The organism is Nitratireductor basaltis (assembly GCF_000733725.1).
Taxonomy (GTDB): Bacteria; Pseudomonadota; Alphaproteobacteria; order Rhizobiales; family Rhizobiaceae; genus Chelativorans; species Chelativorans basaltis.
This window is the reverse complement of record NZ_JMQM01000001.1, coordinates 1,790,049-1,814,840: the sequence shown is the minus strand read 5'-3', so window position 1 is coordinate 1,814,840 and position 24,792 is coordinate 1,790,049. Positions and strand designations below refer to the sequence as shown.

Genomic DNA, 24,792 nt, shown 5'->3' with positions numbered 1-24,792 from the left:
CGGCTTTGCAAAAAGCCGCCCCATTTTTGTTTCACCTCACGGGAGGCGGCAGAATAAAAAGGGGGGTAACAGGTGACAGACGAGAATGATGCAGCACGGATCTCGCCGGCAGCCACCGGCTTTAGGGGCAAATGCCCGCGCTGCGGGAAGGGCCGCATGTTCGACGGTCTTCTGAAGTTGCGCGCGGAATGCGAAAATTGCGGCCTCAGCTATGACTTTGCCGATTCCGGCGACGGGCCGGCGGCATTCGTCATTCTCATCACCGGCTTCATCGTCGTCGGCCTTGCGCTGTGGATGGAGGTCACCACCGATGCGCCGCTGTGGCTTCATCTGGTATTGTGGGTGCCGCTCACAATCGTCCTCGCGCTCACCGCGCTGCGCCTCATCAAGGGGCTTCTGATCACCTATCAATATGCGAACAGGGCTGCCGAAGGGCGGCTGGAGAAAAACGGATAAATGAGAGCATCAAGGCGCGCCAATCTGATCCTGCTGTCGCTGGCTTTGCCGGCACTGGTGGTTCTTTTGATGCTTGGCACATGGCAGGTGAAACGCCTGCAGTGGAAGGAGACGCTCGTCGCGCGCATTGAGGAGCGGATCAATGCAGAGCCTCAACCGCTGGAGCGGCTGGATGATCTTTACCGCAATGGCGGGGATATCGATTACCGTCCCGTGACATTGTCCGGACGCTTCGACCATTCGCGCGAGCGTCATTACCTTGCAACGTTGCGAGGCGAATCGGGTTTCCAGGTCCACACCCCCATGGCGCTGGACGCTGGTGACTACATCTTCGTCAATCGGGGCTTCGTGCCCTATGATCGCAAGGACCCGGCCACGCGCGAATCCGGTCAGATGGCAGGGGATGTGACGATCGAAGGCCTCGCGCGCACGGCGTCCACGCACAAGCCCTCCTTTATCGTGCCCGATAACGACCCGCAGAAGAATATCTTCTACTGGAAGGATATTGACGCCATGGCGAGCTCCGCCGGGCTGTCGACCGATCAGGTTCGCGACTACTATGTCGATGCAGGTCCCCAGGAAAATGCGGGCGGTCTTCCCATAGGCGGCGTCACCCGCATCAATCTGCCCAACAACCACCTGCAATACGCCATCACCTGGTATGGCCTGGCGCTAGCCCTTGTCGGCGTCCTTCTTGTGTGGTTCTTGAGGCGCGACGAGGAAACTGGCGCTTGAGCCCGTGGTGGCTTACATGGCACCTGACTTGAGCTTTGCAGGAGCGGCACTATTGGCCGAATTCGAGAAGAAACCTCTGACCATCCGCCTGTGCGGCCCGCGCGGCTTCTGCGCAGGTGTTGATCGGGCAATTCAGATCGTCGTCCTGGCGCTGAAGAAATATGGCGCGCCGGTCTATGTCCGCCACGAGATAGTGCACAATCGCTATGTGGTCGAAGGGCTGCAGGAGCGCGGCGCGGTCTTCATCGAGGAGCTCCACGAGATCCCCGACGAGCACAAGGACGCACCGGTGGTCTTCTCCGCTCATGGTGTGCCGAAATCGGTGCCTGCGGATGCGCGTGAGCGAAACCTGTTCTATCTCGACGCCACCTGTCCGCTTGTCTCCAAGGTTCACAAGCAGGCCATGCGCCACCAGCGCCTCGGCCGCCATGTGCTTCTGATCGGCCACGCGGGCCACCCGGAAGTCATCGGCACTATGGGGCAGCTTGCCGAAGGTGATGTGAGCCTGATCGAAACCGTTGAAGAGGCGCAGAACTTCACGCCGCCTGCCGATGCCGAATTGGGGTACGTCACCCAGACCACACTTTCGGTGGAAGACACGGCCGGCATCATCCGTGCGCTCGAAGACCGGTTCGGTGAGAAGCTGCACGCACCCGCAGCCGAATCGATCTGCTACGCAACGACGAACAGACAGGACGCGGTGAAGGCCGCGGCACCAGGGGCGGACCTGTTCCTTGTTGTGGGCGCACCCAACTCCTCCAACTCCCGCCGCCTGGTGGAAGTGGCCGAGCGGGCAGGGGCCGCGCGTGCGCTTCTGGTCCAGCGCGCCAGCGAAATACCGTGGGACGAGGTCGGTGACATATCGGTGCTTGGCCTGTCCGCAGGCGCATCGGCACCGGAAATCATCGTCGACGAGATCATTGCCTCCTTCAAGGAGCGCTTCGACGTGAAGGTCGAATTGGCCATCACCGCAGAAGAGAACGAAACCTTCCCCGTCATGCGCGCGATCCGCGACGTCGAACTCACCCGCGCCGACATGGCCTTCGTCAATGGCAGCCGCTGACGATGGCTGTCTATACCGACATTGCGGAAGAAGAGCTTTCCGAGTTCATCGCCGGCTATGATGTGGGAGAGCTTCTCTCCTACAAGGGCATCGCAGAGGGCACGGAGAACACCAATTACCTGCTGCACACCTCGCAAGCCTCCTTCATCCTGACGCTATACGAGCGGCGGGTGGAAGAAAGCGATCTGCCTTTCTTCCTGGGCCTCATGCAGCATCTGGCGAAAAAGGGCGTGACCTGCCCATTGCCGGTCCAGCGCCGCGACGGCTCCATGATCGGGCGCGTTGCAGGACGTCCTGCAGCGCTCATCACATTCCTTGAAGGCATGTGGCTGCGCCGCCCGTCACCGCGCCATTGCCGCGCCGTGGGGGAGGCGCTCGCCAGGCTGCATCTCGCCGCGCTCGACTTCCCGCAAAGCCGCGCCAATGCGCTTGCACCCGCAGACTGGCGGCCGCTATGGGAGAAGGCCAAGCCGCAGGCCGACACGGTCGAGCCCGGCCTTGCAGCGGAAGTGGAAAAGGATCTCGGCGAGTTGCTGGAGAACTGGCCGCGCGACCTGCCTGAAGGTATCGTTCACGCCGACCTCTTCCCCGACAATGTCTTCTTTCTTGAGGACGAGGTATCGGGCCTGATCGACTTCTATTTCGCCTGCCACGACCAGCTCGCCTATGACGTGGCGACCTGCCTCAACGCCTGGTGCTTCGAGAAGGACCTGTCCTACAATCTCACCAAGGGCACGGCTTTCCTGGCGGGCTACCAGTCGGTGCGTCCGCTGGAGCGCGCTGAAATCGACGCGCTGCCCGTTCTGGCACGTGGCTCTGCCATGCGCTTCATGCTCACCCGCCTGCATGATTGGCTGGTGCTGCCGGACGGGCCGCTCATCAAGAAGCGCGATCCGATGGAATATATCCGTCGCCTGCGCTTCCACCGCCAGATTGCCTCTCCCAGCGAATACGGACTTGAAACCGCGTGAAGAAGATCGAAGTATTCACCGACGGCGCCTGTTCGGGTAATCCTGGGCCCGGTGGCTGGGGCGCTCTCCTGCGCTACAAGGGCAAGGAGAAGGAGCTTTCCGGCGGCGAGGCGGAGACCACCAACAACCGCATGGAGCTCACCGCCGCTTTGGAAGCGCTCAATGCGCTGAAGGAGCCCTGCGAAGTCGATCTCTATACCGACAGCGTCTATGTGCGCGACGGCATTTCTGGCTGGATCGAGGGCTGGAAGCGCAATGGCTGGAAGACGGCCGCCAAGAAACCCGTGAAGAATGCAGAACTCTGGCAGGCACTGGATGAAGCCCGCCGCCGCCACAAGGTGCATTGGCACTGGGTGAAAGGTCATGCCGGCCATCCCGAAAACGAACGTGCCGACGAGCTGGCACGCGCCGGAATGGCACCTTTCAAGAACGGGCATAGCTGATTTAACCACAGCTTGTGGTTGCTGTTTTCCTTTGGCTGAAATTCTCTATTCTCCCACTCATCCAGGTGGGGGAGGGTAAAGTGAATGCGTGGGCTGTGGCGCACTCCAATCCAGTTGACCGAAAATCTGCTTTCGTCTTACGGCGCCCTTGCCGGCGCATTGCTGCTCTGCCTTTTCACGCTTGTAGCAACGGCTGTCGCATGGTTCGTGCCACTCGCCAACTGGGACATGTTTGCCTATGTCGCAACCGCGCTTGAGGACCGGTTTTCCGATATCCAGATGCTGCATCAGGCCGCCTATCAGGCCGTAGCCGAGCGGGTGGAAGATGGCGATTTTCTTGTTCTTACGCAAGACCGCGACTACCGCATCCGCCAATATGCCGATCCTGCAGCCTTCGCCACGATGCTTGGCTTCTACCGTGTGAAGCTTCTCTATGTGGAACTGGCAACGCTGCTGTCGGGTCTGATGCACCCGGTCGACGCGCTGCGCCTGATCTCAACAGCCTCTGCGGCGCTGTACGGATTGCTCGTCATCTTCTGGGCGTGGCAGCGCCAGAGCCTCAAACTGGCACCGCTCATCCTGGCCCTTCTGGTCCTTGCAGCCATCGCACCGACCGCGCGTTTCGCCGTGCCCGACCTTATGGCTTCGGTTTTCGTCCTTGCGGCCTGTCTGGCTTTCCTGCGCCGGGCCGATCTGCTCGCCGCCCTATGCCTGCTCCTTGCGTTCTTTACCCGTCCGGACCATCTGGCATTTCTGGCGGTTCTGGCGACATTGGCACTGTTCATGAAGCGGGAAGGCCTGTGGCTTGCGGCCGCCGCTCTTATCGCCTTTGCCAGCTATTTCCTGCTGACCGGCGCGGCCGACCATCCCGGCTGGTGGGTGCAGATCTGGTTCACGCATATCGAATATGTGGAAACGCTTGAAGGCTTCTCGCCTGCCTTCTCCGTAATTGCCTATATGCGCGTGATCATCCAGGTGCTCGTACGGTGGCTTGTAGAGGAGACCTGGGCTGCGATCCTTCTTGTCGAGCTGTTCGCGCTCTGGGTTCTGCGCCTGCATGGCAGTCTGTTCATGGGCCGCGAGCGCTTGCTGCTGGCCGCACTGGTTTCCACCATCGCGGCGAAGTTCTTCGTGATGCCCATGCACGAAACGCGCTTTCATCTTGCCTATATCGTGCCGATCGGCCTGATACTGATCGATGTGGCGGCGCGCAGCTTCAGGCCCGCAATTGCGCATATGCAAAAGCCGCGCTCCTGAGAACGCGGCTTCTGACAATCGAATTCGAGAGCTCAGATCTGTTCGAGGATCTTTGCAGCGCCGCTCTTTTCGGCCTTGCCGGGGCTGTCCTCGACATTCAGCTCCTTCACCACACCGTCCTCAACGAGCATGGAGAAGCGGCTGGAGCGCACGCCCAGCCCGGCAACTGAAAGGTCTGCCTCAAGGCCCAGCGCCTTCGTGAACGCGCCATTGCCATCGGCCAGGAAGGTGATCTTCTCCTCGGCACCGGTGAAGCGCGCCCAGGCGCCCATGACATGGTGGTCGTTGACCGAAAGAACGGCGATCTCATCGACACCGCGCTCAAGGATATTGTCGTAGTTTTCGACAAAACCGGGCAGGTGATTGGTGCTGCAGGTCGGTGTGAACGCGCCCGGCACGCCAAACAGAACGACTTTGCGGCCAGCGAAGAAATCTTTCACCTGCACGTCTTCGGCACCTTCCGGTGATGCCTTTTTCAGGCTGCCTTCCGGCAGACGTTCGCCTACTGCAATCGTCATTCGTAATCTCCTGATCCTGTCTACGGTTGGGACTTCACTTGCGACACATGGACTTGCGGGCGCTACTCTTCAAGAGCCAGGTACCCGCTAACCGCGCGGCCATCGCCGGTAATCGTGTAATAGATGGATGAGGGGCGGGGTTCCGGCACGCGCGACAATCGTGCGATATATTCAACGCGACCAGCGCGCTGCTCGTGCAGCTCGGGCAGATTTGCCGGCACACCCTCCACGGCGACGAAAAGCTGAGGCGCTTCGAGGCCGGAAGGGACGTCTACAGCAATACGCAGCTCGCGTCCCTCAAGCCGAGCGGAAACCGCTTGAAACCCTTCGGACGGTTCCGGCGCCAATTTGGCGAACGCGCCTTCCACCTTCACGCGATGCTCGAAATTCTCCGGCTCTGCAGCCGGATCGAAGGCGAACTGCCCTTCAAAGGGAATGCAGACGCTCTCGCAGATGCCAAGGAAGAAGCTCCCCTCGACGCTTCTGCTTGAAGGATCCGAGAACTTTATCTCTACCGGAAGCGCCACGCTTTGCTGGTAGCCGGCCCAGCTTCCATACTCGTCATCGACCCTGACAGGTGGGGGAAAATGCACCTGATAACCTTCTACATCCGCACCGGACGCAAATTCGAGCTGAGGTGGAATACCGCTGCCGCCAGGCTCTTTCCAATATGTTTTCCAGCCCGGCTGGAGTCGAATCTCCAGCGCACCCCGCAATACGCCATCTTCATCGGGCAGACCGCTGGTGACGAGGCGGACAGCTCCGCCCGTGCTTTCCGTCCAGGTGCTCGATGAGGCACCGGCGAGCGAGGGGAGGAGGGCAGCGATGCCGACAATCAGGAAGCTCTTGTTCATGGCGGTGAATGTGGCTGTGTGAATGCTTCCACGCAACTGAAGCATGCTGTCGCATGTTCATTTTCATGTGATCCGGCTGGAGCATCATGGGAACATGCGGATGCGTAAGAAGGTTTCGTTACAGTGACTTATGATGTAATCTTGGAACCATGAAACTCGATGTCGGAACTCCCACCGCCACGCTTGGCGGATCGTTGCAGAACCATTTCCTGGTCGCCATGCCGGGCATGCAGGACGAGCGCTTCGAGCGCACTGTCATCTATGTCTGCGCCCACGGAAGCGACGGAGCCATGGGCATCGTGATCAACCGCTCAAAGGAAGTCGGATTCCAGGACGTACTTCTCGAACTCGGCATACTTGATGACGAGGAGTCCATTCGCCTTCCGGTCGCCGCACGCAACATGGCTGTTCGCAATGGCGGCCCGGTCGACAAGGGGCGGGGTTTCGTCCTGCACAGCGGCGATTACCGCGTGGAATCCTCGATGCCTGTCTCTGACAGGATATGCCTGACGGCAACCATCGACATTCTGAAAGCGATCTCGACAGGACAGGGGCCGCGTCAGGCCCTCATGGCACTGGGGTATTCGGGTTGGGCCGGTGGGCAGTTGGAAGCCGAAATCGCGGAGAATGGCTGGCTTGCATGTCCCGCCACACCGGATCTCCTCTTCGACGGCGATCTGGACAGCACCTATGACCGCGTCCTTGCCTCCATCGGTGTTGACCCGCTGCGCCTCAGCCAGTCCGCCGGTCATGCCTGAACGGGGCTTGCCTGGTCCTGAAGCTGCTTGAAGGCCGTCTCCCCGTCCACCGGAGCACCGAAGTGGAAGCTTTGCGCATAGTCGCAGGCTGCCTCACGCAGCGCTTCGATATCACTGTCGCGGCTGACACCTTCCGCAACCACGCTGAGCCCCAGACCTTGTGCCATCGTGACCATCGAACGCATCAGGACGTCGCGCTTGTCTGAGGGGTCGTCAAGAAAGCTCTTGTCGATCTTGATCGTGTCGAAGGGGAAGCGGGTGAGGTAGGACAGGGACGAATAACCGGTCCCGAAATCGTCGAGCGAAAGCCCGATCCCGATATCCTTCAGCTTGTCGAGCACATGAGTGGACTGTTCGGGATTGTCCATGACCAGCGATTCCGTCAGCTCCAGACGGAAATTCTCAGGCTTGATGCCGGAGCGGGCGAGGACCGAGCGCACATCCCCTACCAGATCGCGGCGAATGAGCTGGCGGGAGGACAGGTTCACCGACATGAAAAGCGGCATCCCGTTGAGCTGTTTTTGCCAGGCTACGAGATCTTCCGCAGCCTTTTGCATCGCAAACAGGCCAAGCTGAACGATCAGCCCCGAGCTTTCGGCAATGGGAATGAAATCTGATGGCGGGATGGAGCCGCGACGCGGATGCTCCCAGCGCAGCAGCGCCTCGAAGCCGGCGATGGTTTGGTCTTTCAACTGCACGATCGGCTGATAGGCCAGCGTCAGTTCCTTGCGCTCGATGGCGCGGCGCAGATCCGATTCGATCTGCAGCCGGTCGGTACCGATGGTGCGGAAGGCCGGGCGGAAAGGCTCGATGCGGTCGCCGCCATATCGCTTGGCCTGATACATGGCCAGTTCCGCATCCTTCAGCATCTCCTCGGCCGCGTTCTGCGCAGAGGTCCAGGAGACAAGCCCTATGGAAGGGGTGAGCACGATTTCGCGTTTGGCGAAGGTGACCGGTGCGCGAATGGCCTGACGAATGGCGTCGGCCACTGAGGCCACCCTGGCTGGATCCTGTTCGGAAAGCAGCATCAGGGCAAACTGGTCGCCGGCAATGCGCGAAAGGGAATCGCCGGCCTTCAAAATGCGATGCAGGCGGCGCGCGATGGTCAGAAGGATCGTGTCGCCCGCGGAAATGCCCAGCTCGTCATTGACCTGCTTGAAGCGGTCGATGTCGATGACGAAGACGGTGGGGCGAATGCTGCGCTCGGCGGTCGCCATGGCAATGGTCGCATCGAGGCGATTGAGGAAAAGTTCGCGATTGGGAAGACCCGTCAGATTGTCATGCACCGCATCATGAAGCAGGCGTTCTTCGGCCTTTTTCTGCTCCGTCACATCCACCATCGTGCCCACGCAGCGGATGACCTCACCGTCCGACCCGATCACCGGACGGGCCCGCAACGCGAACCAGTGATAATGCCCATCAGCGCCCCGCAGGCGGAAATTCTGGGCGATGCGTCCACGACGATGTTCCAGCACAACATCGAGCGTGGTGCGGAATGTGTCGCGATCATCGGCATGAAGCATAGGAAGCCAGCTTCGCGCAGGACCATGCAGAGAATTTGCCGGCAGGCCCAGTTGCCTGGCCACATCCGGTTTCGTGACCACCTTCTCGCGCATCACGTCCCAGTCCCAAACCGTGTCGCCTGAGCCGGTGACCGCCAGCGCCTGCCGCTCCATGTCGGAGAACAGACCCTGGAACAGCGCGCTGCCGGAGAAGGCATGCTGTATGACCGTGAACCCGATCAGAAGGATGATCAGGATCAGCCCGCCGCCAATGGCCGGCTGCACGATGTCATTGTCCAGAATGCCGCTGACGGCCATCCATGCGCCTGCAAGCCATACCAGAAGCATGAGCCAGCTTGGCACCAGCATGATCGCGCGGTCATAGCCCTGGAAACCGAGATAGAGGATCAGACCGAGGCCAACCACCGCCGTGGCCGCAAAGGAAAGGCGTGCGATACCCGCGGCAATGGAGGGGTCGATCATTGCCACGCCGCCAAGCAGGCCAAGGCCAAGGATCCAGGCCAGCATCCCGTAGCTGAAATGGTCGTGCCAGCGGTTGAGGTTGAGATAGGCGAACAGGAAGACGACAAGTGTTGCAGCCAGCGAAATCTCAGTGCCGGCGCGCCAGAGTTGCTCGGTGCCCGGAGAGATGTCCATGATCCGGTTCAGGAAGCCGAAATCGATGGAAATATAGGCGAGTATGGCCCATGCAAGCGCTGCGGTCGCCGGGAACATGGAAGTACCCTTGACCACGAAGAGAATGGTCAGGAACAGGGCCAGAAGGCCCGCAATGCCGATCACGATACCGCGAAACAGCGTGTAGGAGTTCACCATCTCCTTGTAGGCAGCCGGATCCCAAAGATAGACCTGAGGCAGATTGGGCGACGCAAGCTCGACCACGAAGGTGACAACGCTGCCGGGATTGAGCGTGACGAGAAACTCGTCCGCATCGGCACTGTCCTGCCGGTCGAGTGCGAAGCCCTCCGACGGGGTGATGGAGACTATGCGTCGTGAGCCGAGATCCGGCCATACAAGACCTGAACCCACAAGACGGAAATGGGGTGCCACGATCAGCCGGTCGATCTGCTGATCGGTCGTGTTTGCAAGTGCGAACAGAGCCCAGTCGCCGGACGATCCCTTGTCCTGCGCCTCGACCTCGATGCGGCGCACGATGCCGTCTGCCCCGGGAGCTGTGGACACCTGAAAACTCTGGCCTTGATTGCGGTAGATCTCGACGGCTTCGGAAAGATCAAGCGCGATATCATCCTGCGAAATCTTGATGGGCTCGATGGCGACGGAACGGCCAAGCCCGAGGCCCAGAAACAAGGCTGTCAGAAACAGTAATGCGCAATATCTGACTGGAAAAATTCGCAACAAGAATCAGCCTCGTCCTGTTTCCATCTGATGCTCCCCAGCAACAAGCGCATAGAGAACGTGGTCCTGCCATGCCCCATTGATCTTGAGATAGGAGCGAGCAAGCCCTTCGCGTCTGAATCCGGCTTTTTCAAGTAAGCGGACGGAACGCTGGTTCTCGGGAATACAGGCGGCCTCCAGACGGTGCAAGCTCAGGCGGCCGAATGCGAAGGGGATAACGAGTTTCAAGGCATCGAGCATGAGGCCCTGGCCGGCATGTGGAGCGCCCATCCAATAGCCGATGGTCGCTGTCTGTGCGACGCCGCGGCGGATATTGGACAGTGATAATCCGCCGGCAAGCGCTTCGGTTTCCTGAAGGAAAACGAAGAAGGTCAGGCCGGTGCCGCGGTCATATTCGTCACGGTAGCGACGAAGCCTCTGGCGGAAGGCCTGGCGGGAAAGCTCATCCGCCGACCAGGCCGGTTCCCACGGCACGAGGAAATCGCGGCTTTCCTCGCGCAAAGCGGCCCATTGCCGATAGTCGGAATGGGCCGGCATGCGAAGACTTACTCTCCCTCCTTTCAGCGTCGGCAGGTCGCGACGAAGAAAGGGCGGCTGAAACATCGGGGCCTGAAACTCAGACGGCCAGCTTGCGCGGCGTGCTGCCAGCACTCGCCAACTGGCTGCGGATGGTCTCGAAAGGTGCAAGCTCGCCCACCGGACCGACTGCGGCAACAGTTGGCTTGGAGGTGAACATGCGCTGCGAGAGATCGGCAAGACGCTCCACAGTAAGACCGGACAGGCGATCCATCAGCTCGTCCGTCTCGATGGGGCGCCCGTAGAGCAGAAGCTGTCGCGCGATCTGCGATGCGCGGCTCGCCGGGCTTTCCCGCGACATCATCAGGCCTGCGCGATATTGCGCACGTGCGCGCTCAAGCTCGGCCTGATCGATGTTCTCACCAGCCCGCTGAAGCTCCTTCATGATGACCGGAATGAGTTCCTGGATATCGGACTGGCCCGTGGCAGCGTGAACCCCAAAGATGCCGGTGTCTGAAAAACCCCAGTGGAAGGCATAAACCGAATAGCAAAGGCCGCGGCGCTCACGCACTTCCTGGAAAAGGCGCGAGGACATGCCGCCGCCCAGGATCATCGACAGGACCTGCGAGAGATAGAAATCACGCACATGATAAGCGCGTCCCTCGAAGCCGAGAATGATCTGCGCGTCCATAAGGTCGCGATGTTCGCGATAGTCGCCACCCACATAATGGGCATAACGCTGCGGCTCGACGGCGGCCTTGGCGCGGAACGTGCCAAGACGCTGCTCGACTTCCCGCACGAAATCCTCGTGCTTCACGCCACCGGCAGCAACAACGACCATGCGGTCGGCGCCATATTGGCGCTCGAGGAACTTGTGAAGCTGTTCGGAGGTGAAGCTTTCAACGGTCTCCGGCGTACCGAGAATGGAGCGCCCTAGCGCCTGGTGGCGGAAAGCGGTCTCGGTGAAACGGTCGAACACGACGTCATCCGGCGTGTCGTGGGCTGCACCGATCTCCTGCAGGATCACATGCTGTTCACGCTCAAGCTCCGCCGGATCGAACTTCGAATCCTGGAGAATGTCTGCAAGAATGTCGATGGCGAGCGGCAGGTCGTCGTTCAGGACCCTTGCAAAGAAAGCCGTGGTCTCGACGCTGGTAGCCGCGTTGATCTCCCCGCCGACATCCTCGATGTCGGTCGCGATCTGCAGCGCGCTGCGTTTGGAGGTGCCCTTGAAGGCCATGTGCTCGAGCAAATGAGCCATTCCATGCTCATCCTCGCGCTCGTCACGGGAACCGGATTTTACCCAGATACCCAGCGCGACCGACTCCAGATGCGGCATCGTTTCGGTCGCGACGGTCAAGCCGTTTGAAAGACGGCTTACTTCTACACCCATATGGTACTAACTCCTCAGCCGGTCGCTCGTGAATGGCGATCGATATGATCTTCCATCATTTTCAGGTCGGATGGAAGGACGGTATAGGCTTCCTCTTTCTCCATCAGGCCGTCAAGCCAGACAGGAAGGGAAGGTGTGATGCCGCTGGCCTGCTCGACGGCATCGGGGAACTTTGCCGGATGGGCAGTGGACAGCACTACCATCAACTCACCGGGTTCGGCCAGGTTTCGCGCCACATGCAAGGCATTCGCCGTATGCGGATCTGCCAGATAGTCGGCGGATTTCAGCACTTCGGCAATGGTTCTGGCCGTTTCGTCGATGCCCGCGCGCCCCGCGGCGAATTCCGCGCGTATCGCGTTCAGCGTTGCCTCGGCAATCGTAAATGACCCCGATTGCTTGAGGCTTTCCATCGCGTTGCGCACTTCGCCCGCGTCCCGACCGGACGCCTCGAACAACAGACGCTCGAAATTTGACGAAACTTGGATGTCCATGCTCGGAGAAGTGGTCGCCACGACGCCTTGCGTGGAATATTCGCCAGTCGCCAGCGCGCGCGCCAGAATGTCGTTTTCATTGGTGGCGATGACGAGACGGCCGATGGGAAGGCCCATCCTCTTGGCGGCATAGGCTGCGAAAATATCGCCGAAATTGCCCGTTGGAACGGTGAAGGAGATTTTTCGCTCTGGCGCGCCAAGTGCCACGGCGGAGGTGAAATAATAGACGATCTGGGCCATGATCCGCGCCCAGTTGATCGAATTCACGCCCGACAAACCCACACGGTCGCGGAAGGCATGGTCGTTGAACATGCCTTTCACGAGGCCCTGGCAGTCGTCGAAATTTCCTTCGATGGCGATGGCCTGGACATTGGCCGCGCCCGAGGTCGTCATCTGGCGCTGCTGCACCGGCGAGACCTTGCCATGCGGGAAGAGGATGAAGAGATCGGCCCGGCTCGTGCCTGCAAAGGCGTGGATGGCCGCACCGCCCGTGTCGCCTGATGTCGCCCCTGCGATCGTCACCCGCTCACCGCGCTCGGCCAGCACATGGTCCATGAGGCGCGCCAGAAGCTGCATGGCGACATCCTTGAAGGCAAGTGTCGGCCCGTGAAACAGCTCCAGAATGAACTCGCTAGGCCCGCTCTGCACCAACGGGCAGCGTGCGGGATGGCGGAACGTGGCATAGGCATCCTGGATGATCTGGCGCAGCACATCATCGCCAATGGCATCCCCGATAAACGGCTTCAGAACGCGGAATGCGGTCTCCTCATAGCTGAGGCCGCGGAGGCTGCGAATATCTTCGGCTGAAAATTGCGGCCATTCGCGCGGGACATAGAGCCCGCCATCGCGTGCCAGCCCCTGCAGCATGACGTCTGCAAACCCAAGTGCCGGCGCTTCGCCGCGTGTACTGATGAAGTCGGTTGCCATTGGTCTGGTCGGTGGTCCTTGCACAAGCGCCGATTTGACGGCAGAGAAGAAGGTGACAGAAGCGGTCGAAGTTTTGCCGCGCGGCTGGTATAGACCAGCCAAGCCGTTTTAGGAAAGTAGCGTTGAAGGGGGCACTCATTGTCTAGCTGGTCTAAAAATGCCGTGGTCGCGTCGGCTCTTCTTCTATCTGCCTTCGCACTGACCGCCTGCCAGCAGGGCGGCGGCGCATCCGGCGTCAATCTCGGCCTCGGCGGCAACAAGGCTGCACAGACGGCTGAAGCGCCGGAAGGTGCGGTGCTTGAAAGCGAGCTTCGCGCATTCTGCCCACCTGTCACCCTGCGTGAAGGCACGGCCTATTTCCGCACTTATGAAAAAGGTGCAGATGGCGATGATGACGCCGTCATCTATCAGGCTTCCATCGCCGATGTGACGCGCAGCTGCCGCTATGAAGGCGACAACATCCTCATGACGGTCGCCGTGGCCGGCAAGATCGTGCCCGGGCCGAAGGGCCGTGCAGGCACCATCAACATGCCCATCCGCGTCGCCTCGCTTCAGGGTCAGTCCGTGCTGGATTCGAACCTCTACCGCCACCAGGTTGCGATCAGCGACACGGCAGGCGCAACCCAGTTCGTCTTCACCGACACCAATGTCGTGGTGCCGAAAAGCACAGGCCAGGCCGCACGCGTGCTGGTAGGCTATGACGAGGGCCCCTACGACACACCTTGATCACGTGGCAGAACCGCGTCAGGGGGGGGCGCTGCTCACTCTTGCGATCCAACCAGACTGGTCTTGGCGCGTTGGGCGACGTTCTCGGCTTCGCGTAACAGCGTATCGAAGCTGTCGGGGGGATTGCCGTTCTCTAGCATTGCCTTGAAAATCAGATAGGCGTCGGTTCGACTGCTATAAGCCCGCCGAGTCTTTTCATCATTCACCCAGGCAAGAACGATGATTTTCGCCTCGCTGTTGAAGCGATAGAACAGACGATATTGCTGAAAGAACTTGGCTCTGAACCAGTGTTTTCGGTTGCTTCCCAGAGAATTGCCTTGCCGAAAATCAGGCGCCCCGGGATCTGACGGTATTCGGTCACGAACCAATTGGAGGATGGCGGCCAATCGTTTTGTGCAGTTCTTCTTGCGCCAACCGTCTGGGTCACGCGCCTTGCGCGCTTCTACTTCCTCTATCAGCGCTTCGAGCTGATCTAGAAAGACGGGGTGGGCATAGATGGACCAGCCGTTGACGACCAGAGGTGGATTCCGGCCACCCACAGTCATTCGTCATCCGGTGACAGTGGTTCATCCAATTCGACCTGAACATCACCAACGACGTTTTCAAGACGCTGAAGCAGTGCGCCGTCGAAAACACTTATGCGTTCGGGATGGGCTTTCAAGTCGGCTTCGAGGAAGTCGAGAAATGCTCCCAGTGCAGCATCCGCATCGTCAGCATTCACCGGTTCGATATAAACTCGCCCGTTAGGCTCGATATGATAGCGAATTTGGTCGCCCTTCGAGAGCTTTAACTGCTTGCGTACGCCGCTGGGCACGGTCGTCTGGTACCGGTCCGTGAGCTTGGACGTCTCATAAGCAAGGTCGGCCATGGCGATATCCTTCAGAATGGCTGGCTCTGAAGGTAATGCAGATGCATTACATTTTCAATGCGCTCAGATATCCGCCGTAAAACTGCTCAGCGCTTCTATGGTCTTGTTGAGGTCTGCCATCCGGCTGATTGTCGTCTCCGCGCCCGCTTCCATGAGCATGTCAGCGTGAAGCGGGTGAGTGTGGGATGCACCGGTGAAGCCGATAACGCGCATACCGGCGGCGCGCGCGCCTGTGATGCCGTGCACCGAATCCTCGATCACAAAGGTGGTCTTCGGCTCAGCGCCCTTTTCTTCCGCGGCATGCAGGAAGACATCTGGAGCCGGTTTCGGCAATTTGGTAGGTGTCTCGAGCGAGGAATAGATCACGCCTTCGAACAGTGGCAGGAGACGCGTGCGCGTCAGCATCGCCTCGATGCGCTGCGTGGACGAGTTGGAGCAGATGCAATGGGGTATGCCGAGACTCTGCACTGCTTCGGCCGTGCCGGGAATGGCCTTCACTTCGGCGCGCAGGCGCTTGTCCACCAGCGCCTCGCATTCCTCGATCATGGTTGCCTTGAAGAGGATCTGCGCGTCCTTCTCGATCTTGATGAGGATGTCGCGGAAAGTCAGGCCCGCATATTGCTGCGCCAGTTCCTCCGGTGTGATCTCGTGCCCCGCCTCGCGCAGCAACTCCGACCCCACCCGCGCTGCGACGATTTCGGAATCGACGAGCACACCGTCGCAGTCGAAGATAATGAGATCAGGCTTTGGCATGGACAAACTCTCTTTGCCTAGACGGGGTGGCTGAAGTCGCGAAACAGATGCGATGGCTGGTGCTTGTGAGCAGCAGGGTCGCTGCATTCGAAGCCGGGCGAACAGGGCAGGCCCCTCATTTAGACCTTGGTGCGTTCATTATCAATCCGGTGCGCCTTTCGCTGCTGCAATCCGGCAAATTCTCAGCCCGCCCTTACGCTTTCTTTACCATCCTCGGTAACCATAACAGCACGTTAACAGTATGAGTTGAGGTGTGCGTATGTCAGCGGTTCGCCGTCTAGAGGATCTGTCCTCCCGTCCCCATCGCGCCGAATGGCTGGATACGATCCTGAAAGGCGACTGCATCGCCGTGCTCGACCGCCTTCCGGAAAAATCGGTCGACGTCATCTTCGCCGATCCGCCCTACAATCTGCAGCTTGGGGGAGACCTGCATCGCCCCGACCAGTCCAAGGTGGATGCGGTCGACGATGCCTGGGACCAGTTCGAGAGTTTTCAGGCCTATGACGCCTTCACGCGTGCCTGGCTGCTTGCGGCGAAGCGGGTGCTCAAGCCCAATGGCACGATCTGGGTGATCGGCTCCTATCACAACATTTTCCGCGTTGGCGCGACCATGCAGGATCTGGGCTACTGGCTCCTGAACGATGTCGTCTGGCGCAAGACCAATCCGATGCCCAATTTCCGCGGCCGCCGGTTCCAGAACGCGCATGAGACCATGATCTGGGCCTCGCGCGACAAGGATGCGAAGAACTACACGTTCAACTATGAATCCATGAAGGCCGCCAATGAGGATGTGCAGATGCGCTCCGATTGGCTTTTCCCGATCTGCACGGGCGCCGAACGCCTCAAGGACGAGAACGGCAAGAAGGTGCATCCCACCCAGAAGCCCGAAGCGCTGCTGGCCCGCGTGATGCTGGCTTCGACCAAGCCGGGCGACGTGGTGCTCGACCCCTTCTTCGGTTCCGGCACCACCGGTGCGGTTGCCAAGCGCCTTGGCCGTCATTTCGTCGGCGTCGAGCGTGACCAGACCTATATCGACGCCGCCCATGAGCGCATCGCGGGCATCGAGCCGCTGGAACAGGCAGCCCTCAAGCTGATGACCGCTAAGCGGGCCGAACCGCGCGTCGCCTTTGTCAGCCTGATCGAATCCGGCCTCATCGCGCCGGGTACGCGCCTGACAGATTCAAAGAAGCGCTGGACCGCGAGCGTACGAGCTGACGGCACGATCACCATCGGTCAGGAGGCTGGTTCCATCCATCGCATGGGCGCCCGCGTTCAGGGACTGGATGCCTGCAACGGCTGGACCTTCTGGCATTTTGAGGATGAGGGTGCGCTGAAGCCGATCGACGAATTGCGCAAGACGGCACGTCAGGCAATTGCAGCAGCAGGCGCCTGAGCGCGCCTGCCTCGATAGGAACACCTCCGAGGGGGAGGGGGCTGCCGGAATCAGATATCGATGCCGGCGGCCCGCAAATCCTGCCTCAGCTTTTCCGCACCGGTGAACTGCACCGCCTGCCAGCCGGCAGCCTTTGCCCCTTCGACATTGGCCGCACTGTCGTCGATGAAGAGCGTTGAAGCAGGATCGAGCCCAAAGCTCTTTGCATGATGATCGTAGATGGCAATGTCCGGCTTGATCAGCTTGACCTCGCCTGAAACCGTCACCCCGCGCGATTTCGTCAGGAACGGATACATCTGCTGCGCGTGAGAGAAAGTGTCCGCCGCAAAATTGGTGAGCATGGTTACGTCATAACCCTTGGCGATTACGTCCTCCAATATGGCGACGCTGTCGTCATAGGAGTGGCTCACCATCTCGTGCCAATGCTTGCGGAAATTCCGGATGTTTTCCTCATGCTCGGGATGGTCCGCGATCAGCAGAGCTTCGGCTTCAGCCCAGTCGCGCCCGCGATCCTGCTCCAGATTCCATTCATGGGTGCACACATTCTCGAAGAACCAGCGACGCTCCTCCTCGTTCGGGATGAGGCGCGAATAGGGGATGTTCGGATCGTAGTGGATTAGAACCTTGCCGATATCGAAGACGATGTGGCGTACTTCGCTCATGATGTGGCTTTCCCTCTTGCCTTGGTGGCGCCGGGTATAGCCTTTTCAACGACCTTTTTCATGACAGAGGGAAGCGCTTCCCCAGCAATCTGATCGCGCGGCGACCACCAATGATCTTCAGGGGCGGGATGGGCAGCAAGGTCGGCCCGGTAGACTGTGAGTGTCAGTGCGAAATGTGTGAAGACATGGCGTATCTCGCCGCAGCGTTTCCAGTCGGCGGCGAAGGGGGCTGCTTCCACTTCCGTTTGCCCGTCCTGCCGGGCGGTCCAGGCCGTACCCGGCACCTCGCTCATGCCACCCAGAAGCCCGCTCTCGATACGCTTGCGCAGGAGGACCGCGCCATCGCCGCGCACCGCGACGAATGCGGCTCCCACACGCTCCGGTTTCTGCGCCTTCGGCGCCTTGAGGGGAAAGCGCGTCTGCGTGCCCTCGCTGCGCGCCCGGCAGCCATCCGACAGGGGGCACAAAATGCAGGCGGGTGATTTCGGCGTGCAGACCGTGGCGCCCAGATCCATCATTGCCTGCGCAAAGTCACCCGGACGATCCTTCGGCAGCACGGTTGAGAGAAAGGCTCGGATTTCCGGCTTGGCCTGCGGCAGCGGGGTTTCGCAGACAAGAAAGCGGGTGACGACCCGTTCGATATTGCCATCCACGACCACTGCCGGCCTGTCGAACGCAATGGCCGCGATGGCGGCTGCTGTGTAGTCGCCAATGCCCGGCAGCGCTTTAAGCCCTGCCTCGGTGTCCGGAAAGCGCCCGCCATGCTCGAACGCAACAATCTCGGCACATTTCTTCAGGTTTCGGGCGCGCGAATAGTAGCCAAGCCCCGCCCAAGCCTTCATCACGTCGTCGCTTTCGGCCCTGGCAAGCGCCACGACATCCGGCCAGAGCCGCACGAACTTCTCGAAATAGGCTTTGACCGCTGCAACGGTCGTCTGCTGCAGCATGATTTCAGACAGCCAGACGCGGTAGGGATCAGGCACCACCCCCTGCTGCCGCTCATCCGGGTTCACGCGCCATGGCAGACTGCGGTGGTGGCGGTCATACCAGCCGATGAGGGCGGGTGCGAAATCTCTTGAAGTGTCGAAAACCTGTTCGGCGGCGCGTGTCATGAGGCGTGAGATAGGATACTGTGGCGCCAATCAAAAGCAGGAACTTGAAACCGATGGCTGGTAAATGGAACGGCGGCAATCCCGTGCCGGTGAGCGATCTGGCGACGGATCTGCTGGACCCGGTGTTGCGCAAACGCGCAGGGCTTTCCATCGATCTGGTGCAAAGCTGGGCGGAAATCGTGGGCGACAGGCTCGCAAGCCAGACACGTCCCGAACGGATCGCCTGGCCGCGGCGTGCGCATGAGGATGACCCCTTCGAGCCAGCCACCCTTATCATCGCCTGCGATGGCATGGCGGCAATCCGCGTGCAGCACGAGGCGCAGGAAATCATTGCCCGCGCCAATGCCTTTCTGGGTTTCAACGCCATTGGGCGCGTGAAGCTTGTTCAAAAGCCCATGACCGGTCCAGTGAGCCGCAAGCCCAAGGCGCCGCGTCCGCTTCGCGAGGCCGAGCGCAGCCGCCTGGAGCAGGTCACGGCAGGCATCGAGGATGACGCGCTGCGCGAGAGCCTGAAGCGCCTTGGCGAAAGCATAATGGGCAGCAAAAAATAGCTGCTCGCGCTATTGTGAGCGCTTCTTGCAATATTACAGTTTGGCAAGGCAGCGTTATGTGCCTTATTTCACGCCACATTCTTCGGTTTCTATCGCACCGCTAAATCACACACGAACGGGAACGACACAGATCATGGTTCAGCCGCTTTCTCGCCGCCGTCTACTTGGAACGCTTGCCGGGCTGCCCGCCATCGGCCTTCTCGCCGCTTGCAGCGATAGCGCCGATGCGGAAACCAAGGCCGAAGCGCTGCCCGAGAACGTTTCGGGCGAGACAACCGCCGCGGTTGATGCGCCGCCCGCGCAGGGCGAGGTCGATGTCAGCGAACTCATGAAGCCGGGCCCGCTGCCAGAAATGGCGAAGGGTTCGGAAGATGCGCCCGTGACCATCGTGGAATATGCTTCCATGACCTGCAGCCACTGCGCGACCTTCCACAACAACACGCTGCCCAAGCTTCAGGAAAAGTATATCGACACCGGCAAGGTGCGTCTGATTTTCCGCGAGTTCCCGTTCGATCCGCGCGCGGAAGCCGGCTTCATGCTCGCACGCTGCGCAGACGGCAAGTATTTCCCCATGGTTGACGCGCTCTTCAAGCAGCAGAGCAACTGGGCTCCGGTGCAGGATGCACGCACTGCACTGCTCAATATTGCCAAACTGGCCGGTTTTACACAGCAATCCTTCGAGGCTTGCTTGACGAACCAGGAACTTCTCAATGATGTGAGAGCAGTACGTCAGCGCGCGGCCAATGACTTCGACGTAACGGCCACGCCCACCTTCTTCATCAATGGGAAGAAGTACGCGGGAGCACTGTCGATTGAGGAAATGTCGGCAATCATCGACCCGATGCTCTGACCTGAACGGCAGGGCACAACTTGCCGTTAGCGCGCGCGGGAGACCGCGCGCATGAAGTTCACCAAGCTCAGGCTGCTCGGTTTCAAGTCCTTCGTCGAACCCGGCGAGTTCATGATCGAGCGCGGCCTGACTGGTGTCGTCGGCCCCAATGGCTGCGGAAAATCCAATCTGGTCGAGGCGCTGCGCTGGGTAATGGGCGAAAGCTCATACAAGAACATGCGCGCCTCGGGCATGGATGATGTCATCTTCTCCGGTTCGGGCAACCGCCCCGCGCGCAACACGGCGGAAGTCACGCTTTTCCTCGACAATTCCGACCGCACCGCGCCGCCGAGCTTCAACGATTCCGACGAACTGCAGGTGTCCCGCCGGATCGAGCGTGAGGCCGGGTCCGTCTATCGCATCAATGGCAAGGAAGCACGTGCGCGCGATGTGCAGCTGCTTTTTGCTGACCAGTCGACTGGCGCGCGTTCGCCTTCCATGGTCGGGCAGGGGCGCATTGGCGAACTGATCCAGGCCAAGCCACAGGCGCGCCGTCAGCTTCTGGAAGAGGCTGCCGGCATTTCCGGCCTGCATACACGCCGCCACGAAGCCGAGCTTCGCCTGCGCGCCGCCGAGCAGAATCTTGAACGCCTCGACGATGTGGTGGGCGAGCTTGAAAGCCAGATCGAAAGCCTGAAACGACAGGCCCGTCAGGCAGCCCGCTTCAAGAACCTGTCAGCTGAAATCCGCAAGGCCGACGCAACGCTTCTGCATCTGCGCTGGGCGAGCGCCAAACAGGCGGAGGCGGATGCGAAGTCCGCTCACGCAAAGGCCACCGCCGCCGTGGCGGAAGCTGCCGCAGCACAGATGGAAGCTGCCAAGGCGCAAGCTATCTCCGCCAAGCGCCTGCCGGAATTGCGCGAGGCGGAGGCTTCCGCCGCAGCCGCGCTCCAGCGCCTCACCATCGCCCGTACCCAGGTCGAGGAAGAGGCGAGGCGCATTCGCAATCGCGCCGCCGAGCTCGAAAAGCGCGTTCAGCAGATGGATGCGGATATCGAGCGCGAAGAGCAGATGGTCCGTGACAATGCCGACATCCTGAAGCGATTGGCCGACGAGGCTGAGGCCTTGAACGCGCAGGAGGCTGACAGCGGTACGCGTGAGGCTGAGACGCTGGCTGCCATGGAAGCTGCCGCCGCGACCCTCAGCGAGCGGGAAAATGCATTGGCTGCCGTGACCGCAAAAAAGGCGGAAGCGAGCGCCAGCCGCAACCAGGCGGAACGCGCGGTGCGCGACACTGCCGAGCGTACCGAGCGCCTTTCGCGCCAGCTTGCCGAGCTTGATCACCAGGTCGAGGCACTCTCCGCCAGGATCGCGGAACTGCCGGACCCGGACCAGAAAAAGGCCGAGCTTGAGGCTGTTCTCGGTGAACAGGAAGCTGCCGAAAAGGGCGCGCTGGAAGCCGAACGGGCCGTGTCCGCCGCACGTGCCGCCGAGAGTGCTGCTCGTCAGCCGGTTTCCGAAGCGCGCGCGCGGTTGCAGGGAATCGAGACCGAGGCGCGAACGCTGGAGCGCATTCTTTCAGCCGGTTCTGACGATGCCTTTCCCGCAGTGCTTGAGAGCCTGTCCGTCTCACCCGGTTTCGAGACGGCCCTTGGTGCCGCACTTGGCGAAGATCTTGACGTGCCGCTTGATCCGGCTGCGCCCGTCCATTGGGGCGGTATGGTGTCAAGCAGGGATGATCCCGCTCTGCCCGCTGACGTGATGCCGCTTGCCGATGTGGTGAAGGCGCCTGTGCAGCTTTCCCGCAAGCTTGCCCAGATCGGCGTGGTCGAAGCGGCCGATGGTCCGCGCCTGCAGCAGGAATTGAAGACCGGCCAGCGTCTTGTCACCCGCGATGGTGCTCTGTTGCGCTGGGACGGTTATTGCGCCAGTGCCGATGCGCCAACGGCTGCGGCCCAGAAACTGGCGCAGAAGAACCGGCTTGCCGAACTAGAGCGCGAGGCCGAAGGCGCGCGCCAGGCCGTCGAGGCCGCCCAGGCCGCACTTGTTGCAGCCGAAGCCGCGTTGAAGGAGAAGGTCGAAGCCGAGCGCGGCTGGCGTGACCGCTTGCGCGAGGCGCAGCGCAAGGCGAGTTCGGCGCGCGATGCTGTCGCGCAGGCCGAGCGCCAGTCCGGTGAACTCGCCACCCGCCGCTCCGCGCTTCAGGAGCAGCGCGAACGTATGGCGGGTGACGTGGAAGAGGCTCGGAAGGCGCAAGCCGAGGCGAAGGCCGCTTTCGAGGCCGCTCCCGATCTTTCCGCCTTGCAGGCGGAATTGGATCAGGCGCAGTCGGCGCTGGCAGAAGCCCGCGCGCGTGCGGCCGAAACACGCGCCGCCCATGAAGGGTTGAAGCGTGAGGCCGGTACCCGCCGTCAGCGGCTGGAGAACATCGCACGCGAACGCGAAAGCTGGACCGCGCGTGCGGCCAATGCCGACAGGCAGATTGCAGCACTTGTCGAACGCCGAAAGGAAGCGGCGGGCGAGTTGCAGTCGCTGGCCGATGCGCCCGATGAGATCGAGGAAAAGGGCAGGGCGCTTCTGTCCGAAATCTCTCAGGCTGAAAAACTGCGCAAGGAAGCTGCCGACAAGCTCCAGCAGGCGGAAAACGAGCAGGCCCGTTTCGACAAGGGCGCAACCGACGCCATTCAGGCGCTGGCCACGTCCCGCGAACAGCGCGCCCGCGCCGAAGAGCGCGAGGCTGCAGCCGAGGAGATGCGCCGTCAGGCCGAAGCGCGCATTCAGGAAACGCTCGGCGTGCTGCCGCATCTGGTAGCCCGTCAGGCCGAGCTTGATCCCGATGGTCCCATGCCTGAAGCGGCCGAGGTGGAGCGCAAGCTTGAGCGGCTGAAGATGGAGCGCGAGCGCCTGGGTGCCGTCAATCTGCGCGCCGAGGAAGAGCAGCGCGAACTGTCCGAGCGGCTGGAGACGATCATTTCCGAGCGCGAGGACATCATCGAGGCCATTCGCAAGCTTCGTTCGGCGATCCAGAGCCTCAACCGGGAAGGTCGCGAGCGGCTGCTTGCCGCATTTGACGTTGTAAACGAGCAGTTCAAGCGGCTCTTCACCCATCTCTTCGGTGGAGGCACGGCAGAGCTTCAGCTTGTCGAAAGCGACGATCCGCTGGAAGCGGGTCTGGAAATCCTCGCCCGCCCGCCCGGCAAACGCCCGCAGACAATGACGCTTCTGTCAGGCGGCGAGCAGGCACTGACCGCCATGGCGCTGATCTTCGCCGTCTTCCTCACCAATCCCGCACCCATCTGCGTGCTGGACGAGGTCGACGCGCCGCTCGACGACCACAATGTCGAGCGCTTCTGCAATCTTATGGATGAGATGGCGAAATCGACCGAAACCCGCTTCGTCATCATCACCCACAACCCCATCACCATGGCCCGCATGGACCGCCTGTTCGGCGTGACCATGGCAGAACAAGGTGTAAGCCAGCTCGTCAGTGTGGACTTGCAGACGGCAGAGCAGCTGCGCGAGGCTGGGTAGCCTCAGTCTTCGCTCCACACCGCCAGCTCGTTTCCCGCCGGATCGGTGAAGTGGAAGCGGCGCCCGCCGGGAAAGGAGAAGATCGGCTTCACGATCCTGCCACCGGCGGTCTCGACGACGCGCTGTGTTTCCTCCAGATCATCAGAATAGAGGACGGGAAGAGGCTTCGGATTTTCCGGATTGCCGTCAAAGCCACCGTCCAGCCCTTCATCAAAGGCGCAATAGCCAGGGCCGTAGTCGGTGAAGCTCCAGGAAAAGGCCTTCTCGTAGAAATGCTTCACCTCCGGCAGAGAACCGTTGCCCGCAGGCATTTCGAGATAGTCCAGCTTGCCCGTTTTGCGCATTTCTGCCTCCCGATGTTCGTCGAATGTTCGCTTGATACTGTAAAAGGAGAGCGCGATGCGCAAGCCGCATGCTGAACACTCCTGACAGAGGGGCAATCCGGCGTACCGACACTTTTAGCGCATGCCTCCCATGCTCTGCCTGCAAGCATCGGCTCCTTATATTGCAGGCGCTGGAACACCATATTGGTCCAGAGCGATCGGCACCCCGCCCATCGCATCTCCCAAAAATGAAAGGGCAGAGAAATGAGCAATGAACTGACCATGCGCGCCAGAACGCTTTCCGGTGCACTTCAGGCATTTCACAAGGCACTCATCTCTGCCGAAGCGGGTGATGATCAGCGCCTGGCCAACCCCTACACGCTGCTGTTCGCCACCATCAACGACCCGCGCTTTGCGTGGCTGCGTCCGCTTGGGCAGCTGATTGTCGACCTGGACGAGATGGCTGCCGATGAAGCATTCACGGAAACCCATATGGAAGCCTTCAAGGAAAGAGCGGCGTCCTTCATAGGCCTTGGCGAGAATGAAGACCCGCATTTCCGCCTGAACTACCTCATGGCAGTACAGAAACTGCCCGATGTCGGTCTTTCCGCCGGTCGCTTGCGCAAGCTGCTGCCTGCAAAGGTCGAGCCCGTCGCCGCCTGACGGGAACATCGGCGTCTGACGCTTCGTGCAAGGGGCATCACCTTCAATCGATTCACCAACGAATGAAGGTGATTGGCCCCTTGCCACTGGTGGTAGAGCCGCCTAACTCTGCGCCTTGTCCGG

The 24,792-nt window shown here is 60.8% G+C and carries 25 protein-coding genes; 13 read left to right on the top strand and 12 right to left on the bottom strand.

The features are described from left to right. The first annotated feature begins 156 nt into the window (after nucleotides 1–156). From EL18_RS08795 to EL18_RS08770, 6 genes are all read left to right on the top strand, one after another. The gene (locus EL18_RS08795; protein WP_081871126.1) at nucleotides 157–456 is read left to right on the top strand and encodes a DUF983 domain-containing protein; all 300 of its coding nucleotides are present in this window, start codon (nucleotides 157–159) and stop codon (nucleotides 454–456) included. Beyond that, the gene (locus EL18_RS08790) at nucleotides 457–1,191 is read left to right on the top strand and encodes an SURF1 family protein (RefSeq protein ID WP_036481955.1); all 735 of its coding nucleotides are present in this window, start codon (nucleotides 457–459) and stop codon (nucleotides 1,189–1,191) included. Nucleotides 1,192–1,207: 16 nt separating this feature from the next. Continuing rightward, complete coding sequence (ispH, locus tag EL18_RS08785) at nucleotides 1,208–2,254, top strand: 4-hydroxy-3-methylbut-2-enyl diphosphate reductase (protein WP_051913919.1); 1,047 nt, start codon at nucleotides 1,208–1,210, stop codon at nucleotides 2,252–2,254. 2 nt (nucleotides 2,255–2,256) lie between these two features. Continuing rightward, nucleotides 2,257–3,225 carry a homoserine kinase gene (locus EL18_RS08780; RefSeq protein WP_036481951.1) on the top strand — a complete coding sequence of 323 codons (969 nt, stop codon included), beginning with the start codon at nucleotides 2,257–2,259 and terminating at the stop codon, nucleotides 3,223–3,225. Continuing rightward, nucleotides 3,222–3,668 carry a ribonuclease HI gene (gene rnhA, locus EL18_RS08775; RefSeq protein WP_036481949.1) on the top strand — a complete coding sequence of 149 codons (447 nt, stop codon included), beginning with the start codon at nucleotides 3,222–3,224 and terminating at the stop codon, nucleotides 3,666–3,668. The genes EL18_RS08780 and rnhA overlap by 4 nt, the downstream gene beginning before the upstream one ends. 84 nt (nucleotides 3,669–3,752) lie before the next feature. Beyond that, nucleotides 3,753–4,925, top strand: coding sequence for a hypothetical protein (locus EL18_RS08770; protein ID WP_051913917.1), 1,173 nt, complete (start codon nucleotides 3,753–3,755; stop codon nucleotides 4,923–4,925). Nucleotides 4,926–4,957: 32 nt separating this feature from the next. On the opposite strand, the gene EL18_RS08765 is transcribed toward EL18_RS08770, so the two are convergent. Together EL18_RS08765 and EL18_RS08760 are read right to left on the bottom strand one after the other, a co-directional pair. Continuing rightward, nucleotides 4,958–5,443, bottom strand: coding sequence for a peroxiredoxin (locus EL18_RS08765; protein ID WP_036481947.1), 486 nt, complete (start codon nucleotides 5,441–5,443; stop codon nucleotides 4,958–4,960). Between the two features lie 62 nt (nucleotides 5,444–5,505). After that, a complete protein-coding gene (locus tag EL18_RS08760) occupies nucleotides 5,506–6,342 on the bottom strand; it encodes a protein-disulfide reductase DsbD domain-containing protein (RefSeq protein ID WP_051913915.1) in 837 nt (278 codons plus the stop codon). Between the two features lie 104 nt (nucleotides 6,343–6,446). Here EL18_RS08760 and EL18_RS08755 point away from each other — a divergent pair, with 104 nt between their 5' ends. After that, a complete protein-coding gene (locus EL18_RS08755) occupies nucleotides 6,447–7,055 on the top strand; it encodes a YqgE/AlgH family protein (RefSeq protein ID WP_036481928.1) in 609 nt (202 codons plus the stop codon). On the opposite strand, the gene EL18_RS08750 is transcribed toward EL18_RS08755, so the two are convergent. From EL18_RS08750 to thrC, 4 genes are read right to left on the bottom strand one after another with little or no spacing between them, the layout of a single operon-like run. Continuing rightward, the gene (locus tag EL18_RS08750; protein ID WP_200875534.1) at nucleotides 7,046–9,892 is read right to left on the bottom strand and encodes an EAL domain-containing protein; all 2,847 of its coding nucleotides are present in this window, start codon (nucleotides 9,890–9,892) and stop codon (nucleotides 7,046–7,048) included. The genes EL18_RS08755 and EL18_RS08750 overlap by 10 nt on opposite strands. Nucleotides 9,893–9,937: 45 nt before the next feature. Beyond that, a complete protein-coding gene (locus EL18_RS08745; protein ID WP_036481926.1) occupies nucleotides 9,938–10,534 on the bottom strand; it encodes a GNAT family N-acetyltransferase in 597 nt (198 codons plus the stop codon). A 13-nt stretch (nucleotides 10,535–10,547) separates the two neighbouring features. Continuing rightward, nucleotides 10,548–11,840, bottom strand: coding sequence for a M16 family metallopeptidase (locus EL18_RS08740; protein ID WP_036481922.1), 1,293 nt, complete (start codon nucleotides 11,838–11,840; stop codon nucleotides 10,548–10,550). A gap of 14 nt (nucleotides 11,841–11,854) precedes the next feature. Beyond that, nucleotides 11,855–13,258, bottom strand: coding sequence for a threonine synthase (thrC, locus tag EL18_RS08735; RefSeq protein ID WP_036481920.1), 1,404 nt, complete (start codon nucleotides 13,256–13,258; stop codon nucleotides 11,855–11,857). Between the two features lie 138 nt (nucleotides 13,259–13,396). Between thrC and EL18_RS08730 the strand changes: the two genes are divergently transcribed. After that, on the top strand, nucleotides 13,397–13,984 hold the full coding sequence (locus tag EL18_RS08730; RefSeq protein WP_036481917.1) for a hypothetical protein: 588 nt from the start codon (nucleotides 13,397–13,399) through the stop codon (nucleotides 13,982–13,984). A 35-nt stretch (nucleotides 13,985–14,019) separates the two neighbouring features. Here the strand turns inward: EL18_RS08730 and EL18_RS08725 are convergent, their stop codons facing one another. The 3 genes from EL18_RS08725 to EL18_RS08715 all read right to left on the bottom strand — a co-directional run bounded on the left by EL18_RS08725 (nucleotide 14,020) and on the right by EL18_RS08715 (nucleotide 15,605). Further along, nucleotides 14,020–14,529 carry a type II toxin-antitoxin system YhaV family toxin gene (locus tag EL18_RS08725; RefSeq protein WP_036481915.1) on the bottom strand — a complete coding sequence of 170 codons (510 nt, stop codon included), beginning with the start codon at nucleotides 14,527–14,529 and terminating at the stop codon, nucleotides 14,020–14,022. Then, nucleotides 14,526–14,852: a type II toxin-antitoxin system PrlF family antitoxin gene (locus tag EL18_RS08720; protein WP_036481913.1), complete on the bottom strand. Its 327-nt coding sequence runs from the start codon at nucleotides 14,850–14,852 to the stop codon at nucleotides 14,526–14,528. Before EL18_RS08720 ends, EL18_RS08725 begins: the two co-directional genes overlap by 4 nt. Before the next feature lie 63 nt (nucleotides 14,853–14,915). Further along, entirely contained in the window at nucleotides 14,916–15,605 is a 690-nt protein-coding gene (locus tag EL18_RS08715; protein ID WP_036481911.1) for an HAD family hydrolase, read from the bottom strand. 259 nt (nucleotides 15,606–15,864) lie between these two features. Here EL18_RS08715 and EL18_RS08710 point away from each other — a divergent pair, with 259 nt between their 5' ends. Continuing rightward, nucleotides 15,865–16,998 carry a site-specific DNA-methyltransferase gene (locus EL18_RS08710; protein ID WP_036481909.1) on the top strand — a complete coding sequence of 378 codons (1,134 nt, stop codon included), beginning with the start codon at nucleotides 15,865–15,867 and terminating at the stop codon, nucleotides 16,996–16,998. A 50-nt stretch (nucleotides 16,999–17,048) separates the two neighbouring features. Here the strand turns inward: EL18_RS08710 and EL18_RS08705 are convergent, their stop codons facing one another. Together EL18_RS08705 and mutY are read right to left on the bottom strand one after the other, a co-directional pair. After that, nucleotides 17,049–17,660 carry an HAD family hydrolase gene (locus EL18_RS08705; protein ID WP_036481906.1) on the bottom strand — a complete coding sequence of 204 codons (612 nt, stop codon included), beginning with the start codon at nucleotides 17,658–17,660 and terminating at the stop codon, nucleotides 17,049–17,051. After that, nucleotides 17,657–18,772, bottom strand: coding sequence for an A/G-specific adenine glycosylase (gene mutY / locus EL18_RS08700; RefSeq protein ID WP_036481904.1), 1,116 nt, complete (start codon nucleotides 18,770–18,772; stop codon nucleotides 17,657–17,659). Before mutY ends, EL18_RS08705 begins: the two co-directional genes overlap by 4 nt. Before the next feature lie 53 nt (nucleotides 18,773–18,825). Here mutY and EL18_RS08695 point away from each other — a divergent pair, with 53 nt between their 5' ends. The 3 genes from EL18_RS08695 to smc all read left to right on the top strand — a co-directional run bounded on the left by EL18_RS08695 (nucleotide 18,826) and on the right by smc (nucleotide 23,683). Then, nucleotides 18,826–19,323 (top strand): DUF721 domain-containing protein, encoded by a 498-nt coding sequence (locus tag EL18_RS08695; RefSeq protein ID WP_036481902.1) that lies wholly within the window; start codon nucleotides 18,826–18,828, stop codon nucleotides 19,321–19,323. Nucleotides 19,324–19,456: 133 nt separating this feature from the next. Further along, nucleotides 19,457–20,173: a DsbA family protein gene (locus EL18_RS08690; RefSeq protein ID WP_036481900.1), complete on the top strand. Its 717-nt coding sequence runs from the start codon at nucleotides 19,457–19,459 to the stop codon at nucleotides 20,171–20,173. Nucleotides 20,174–20,224: 51 nt separating this feature from the next. Next, the gene (smc, locus tag EL18_RS08685) at nucleotides 20,225–23,683 is read left to right on the top strand and encodes a chromosome segregation protein SMC (RefSeq protein ID WP_036481898.1); all 3,459 of its coding nucleotides are present in this window, start codon (nucleotides 20,225–20,227) and stop codon (nucleotides 23,681–23,683) included. Between the two features lie 2 nt (nucleotides 23,684–23,685). Here smc and EL18_RS08680 read toward each other — a convergent pair whose 3' ends face one another. Continuing rightward, nucleotides 23,686–24,027 (bottom strand): VOC family protein, encoded by a 342-nt coding sequence (locus EL18_RS08680; RefSeq protein ID WP_036484325.1) that lies wholly within the window; start codon nucleotides 24,025–24,027, stop codon nucleotides 23,686–23,688. Nucleotides 24,028–24,270: 243 nt separating this feature from the next. Here EL18_RS08680 and EL18_RS17290 point away from each other — a divergent pair, with 243 nt between their 5' ends. Further along, nucleotides 24,271–24,669, top strand: a complete 399-nt coding sequence (locus tag EL18_RS17290; protein WP_051913912.1) for a hypothetical protein — start codon at nucleotides 24,271–24,273, stop codon at nucleotides 24,667–24,669. Nucleotides 24,670–24,792: the final 123 nt, after the last annotated feature.

Coding starts and splice junctions, on each gene's coding strand:
- EL18_RS08710 (WP_036481909.1), top strand. CDS start 15,865: ATGTCAGCGGTTCGCCGTCTAGAGGATCTGTCCTCCCGTCCCCATCGC.
- ispH (WP_051913919.1), top strand. CDS start 1,208: ATGGCACCTGACTTGAGCTTTGCAGGAGCGGCACTATTGGCCGAATTC.
- EL18_RS17290 (WP_051913912.1), top strand. CDS start 24,271: ATGAGCAATGAACTGACCATGCGCGCCAGAACGCTTTCCGGTGCACTT.
- EL18_RS08770 (WP_051913917.1), top strand. CDS start 3,753: ATGCGTGGGCTGTGGCGCACTCCAATCCAGTTGACCGAAAATCTGCTT.
- EL18_RS08780 (WP_036481951.1), top strand. CDS start 2,257: ATGGCTGTCTATACCGACATTGCGGAAGAAGAGCTTTCCGAGTTCATC.
- EL18_RS08790 (WP_036481955.1), top strand. CDS start 457: ATGAGAGCATCAAGGCGCGCCAATCTGATCCTGCTGTCGCTGGCTTTG.
- mutY (WP_036481904.1), bottom strand. CDS start 18,772: ATGACACGCGCCGCCGAACAGGTTTTCGACACTTCAAGAGATTTCGCA.
- EL18_RS08705 (WP_036481906.1), bottom strand. CDS start 17,660: ATGAGCGAAGTACGCCACATCGTCTTCGATATCGGCAAGGTTCTAATC.
- EL18_RS08740 (WP_036481922.1), bottom strand. CDS start 11,840: ATGGGTGTAGAAGTAAGCCGTCTTTCAAACGGCTTGACCGTCGCGACC.
- EL18_RS08760 (WP_051913915.1), bottom strand. CDS start 6,342: ATGCTTCAGTTGCGTGGAAGCATTCACACAGCCACATTCACCGCCATG.
- EL18_RS08725 (WP_036481915.1), bottom strand. CDS start 14,529: ATGACTGTGGGTGGCCGGAATCCACCTCTGGTCGTCAACGGCTGGTCC.
- EL18_RS08690 (WP_036481900.1), top strand. CDS start 19,457: ATGGTTCAGCCGCTTTCTCGCCGCCGTCTACTTGGAACGCTTGCCGGG.
- EL18_RS08755 (WP_036481928.1), top strand. CDS start 6,447: ATGAAACTCGATGTCGGAACTCCCACCGCCACGCTTGGCGGATCGTTG.
- thrC (WP_036481920.1), bottom strand. CDS start 13,258: ATGGCAACCGACTTCATCAGTACACGCGGCGAAGCGCCGGCACTTGGG.
- EL18_RS08745 (WP_036481926.1), bottom strand. CDS start 10,534: ATGTTTCAGCCGCCCTTTCTTCGTCGCGACCTGCCGACGCTGAAAGGA.
- EL18_RS08680 (WP_036484325.1), bottom strand. CDS start 24,027: ATGCGCAAAACGGGCAAGCTGGACTATCTCGAAATGCCTGCGGGCAAC.
- EL18_RS08765 (WP_036481947.1), bottom strand. CDS start 5,443: ATGACGATTGCAGTAGGCGAACGTCTGCCGGAAGGCAGCCTGAAAAAG.
- EL18_RS08795 (WP_081871126.1), top strand. CDS start 157: ATGTTCGACGGTCTTCTGAAGTTGCGCGCGGAATGCGAAAATTGCGGC.
- EL18_RS08715 (WP_036481911.1), bottom strand. CDS start 15,605: ATGCCAAAGCCTGATCTCATTATCTTCGACTGCGACGGTGTGCTCGTC.
- smc (WP_036481898.1), top strand. CDS start 20,225: ATGAAGTTCACCAAGCTCAGGCTGCTCGGTTTCAAGTCCTTCGTCGAA.
- EL18_RS08720 (WP_036481913.1), bottom strand. CDS start 14,852: ATGGCCGACCTTGCTTATGAGACGTCCAAGCTCACGGACCGGTACCAG.
- EL18_RS08695 (WP_036481902.1), top strand. CDS start 18,826: ATGGCTGGTAAATGGAACGGCGGCAATCCCGTGCCGGTGAGCGATCTG.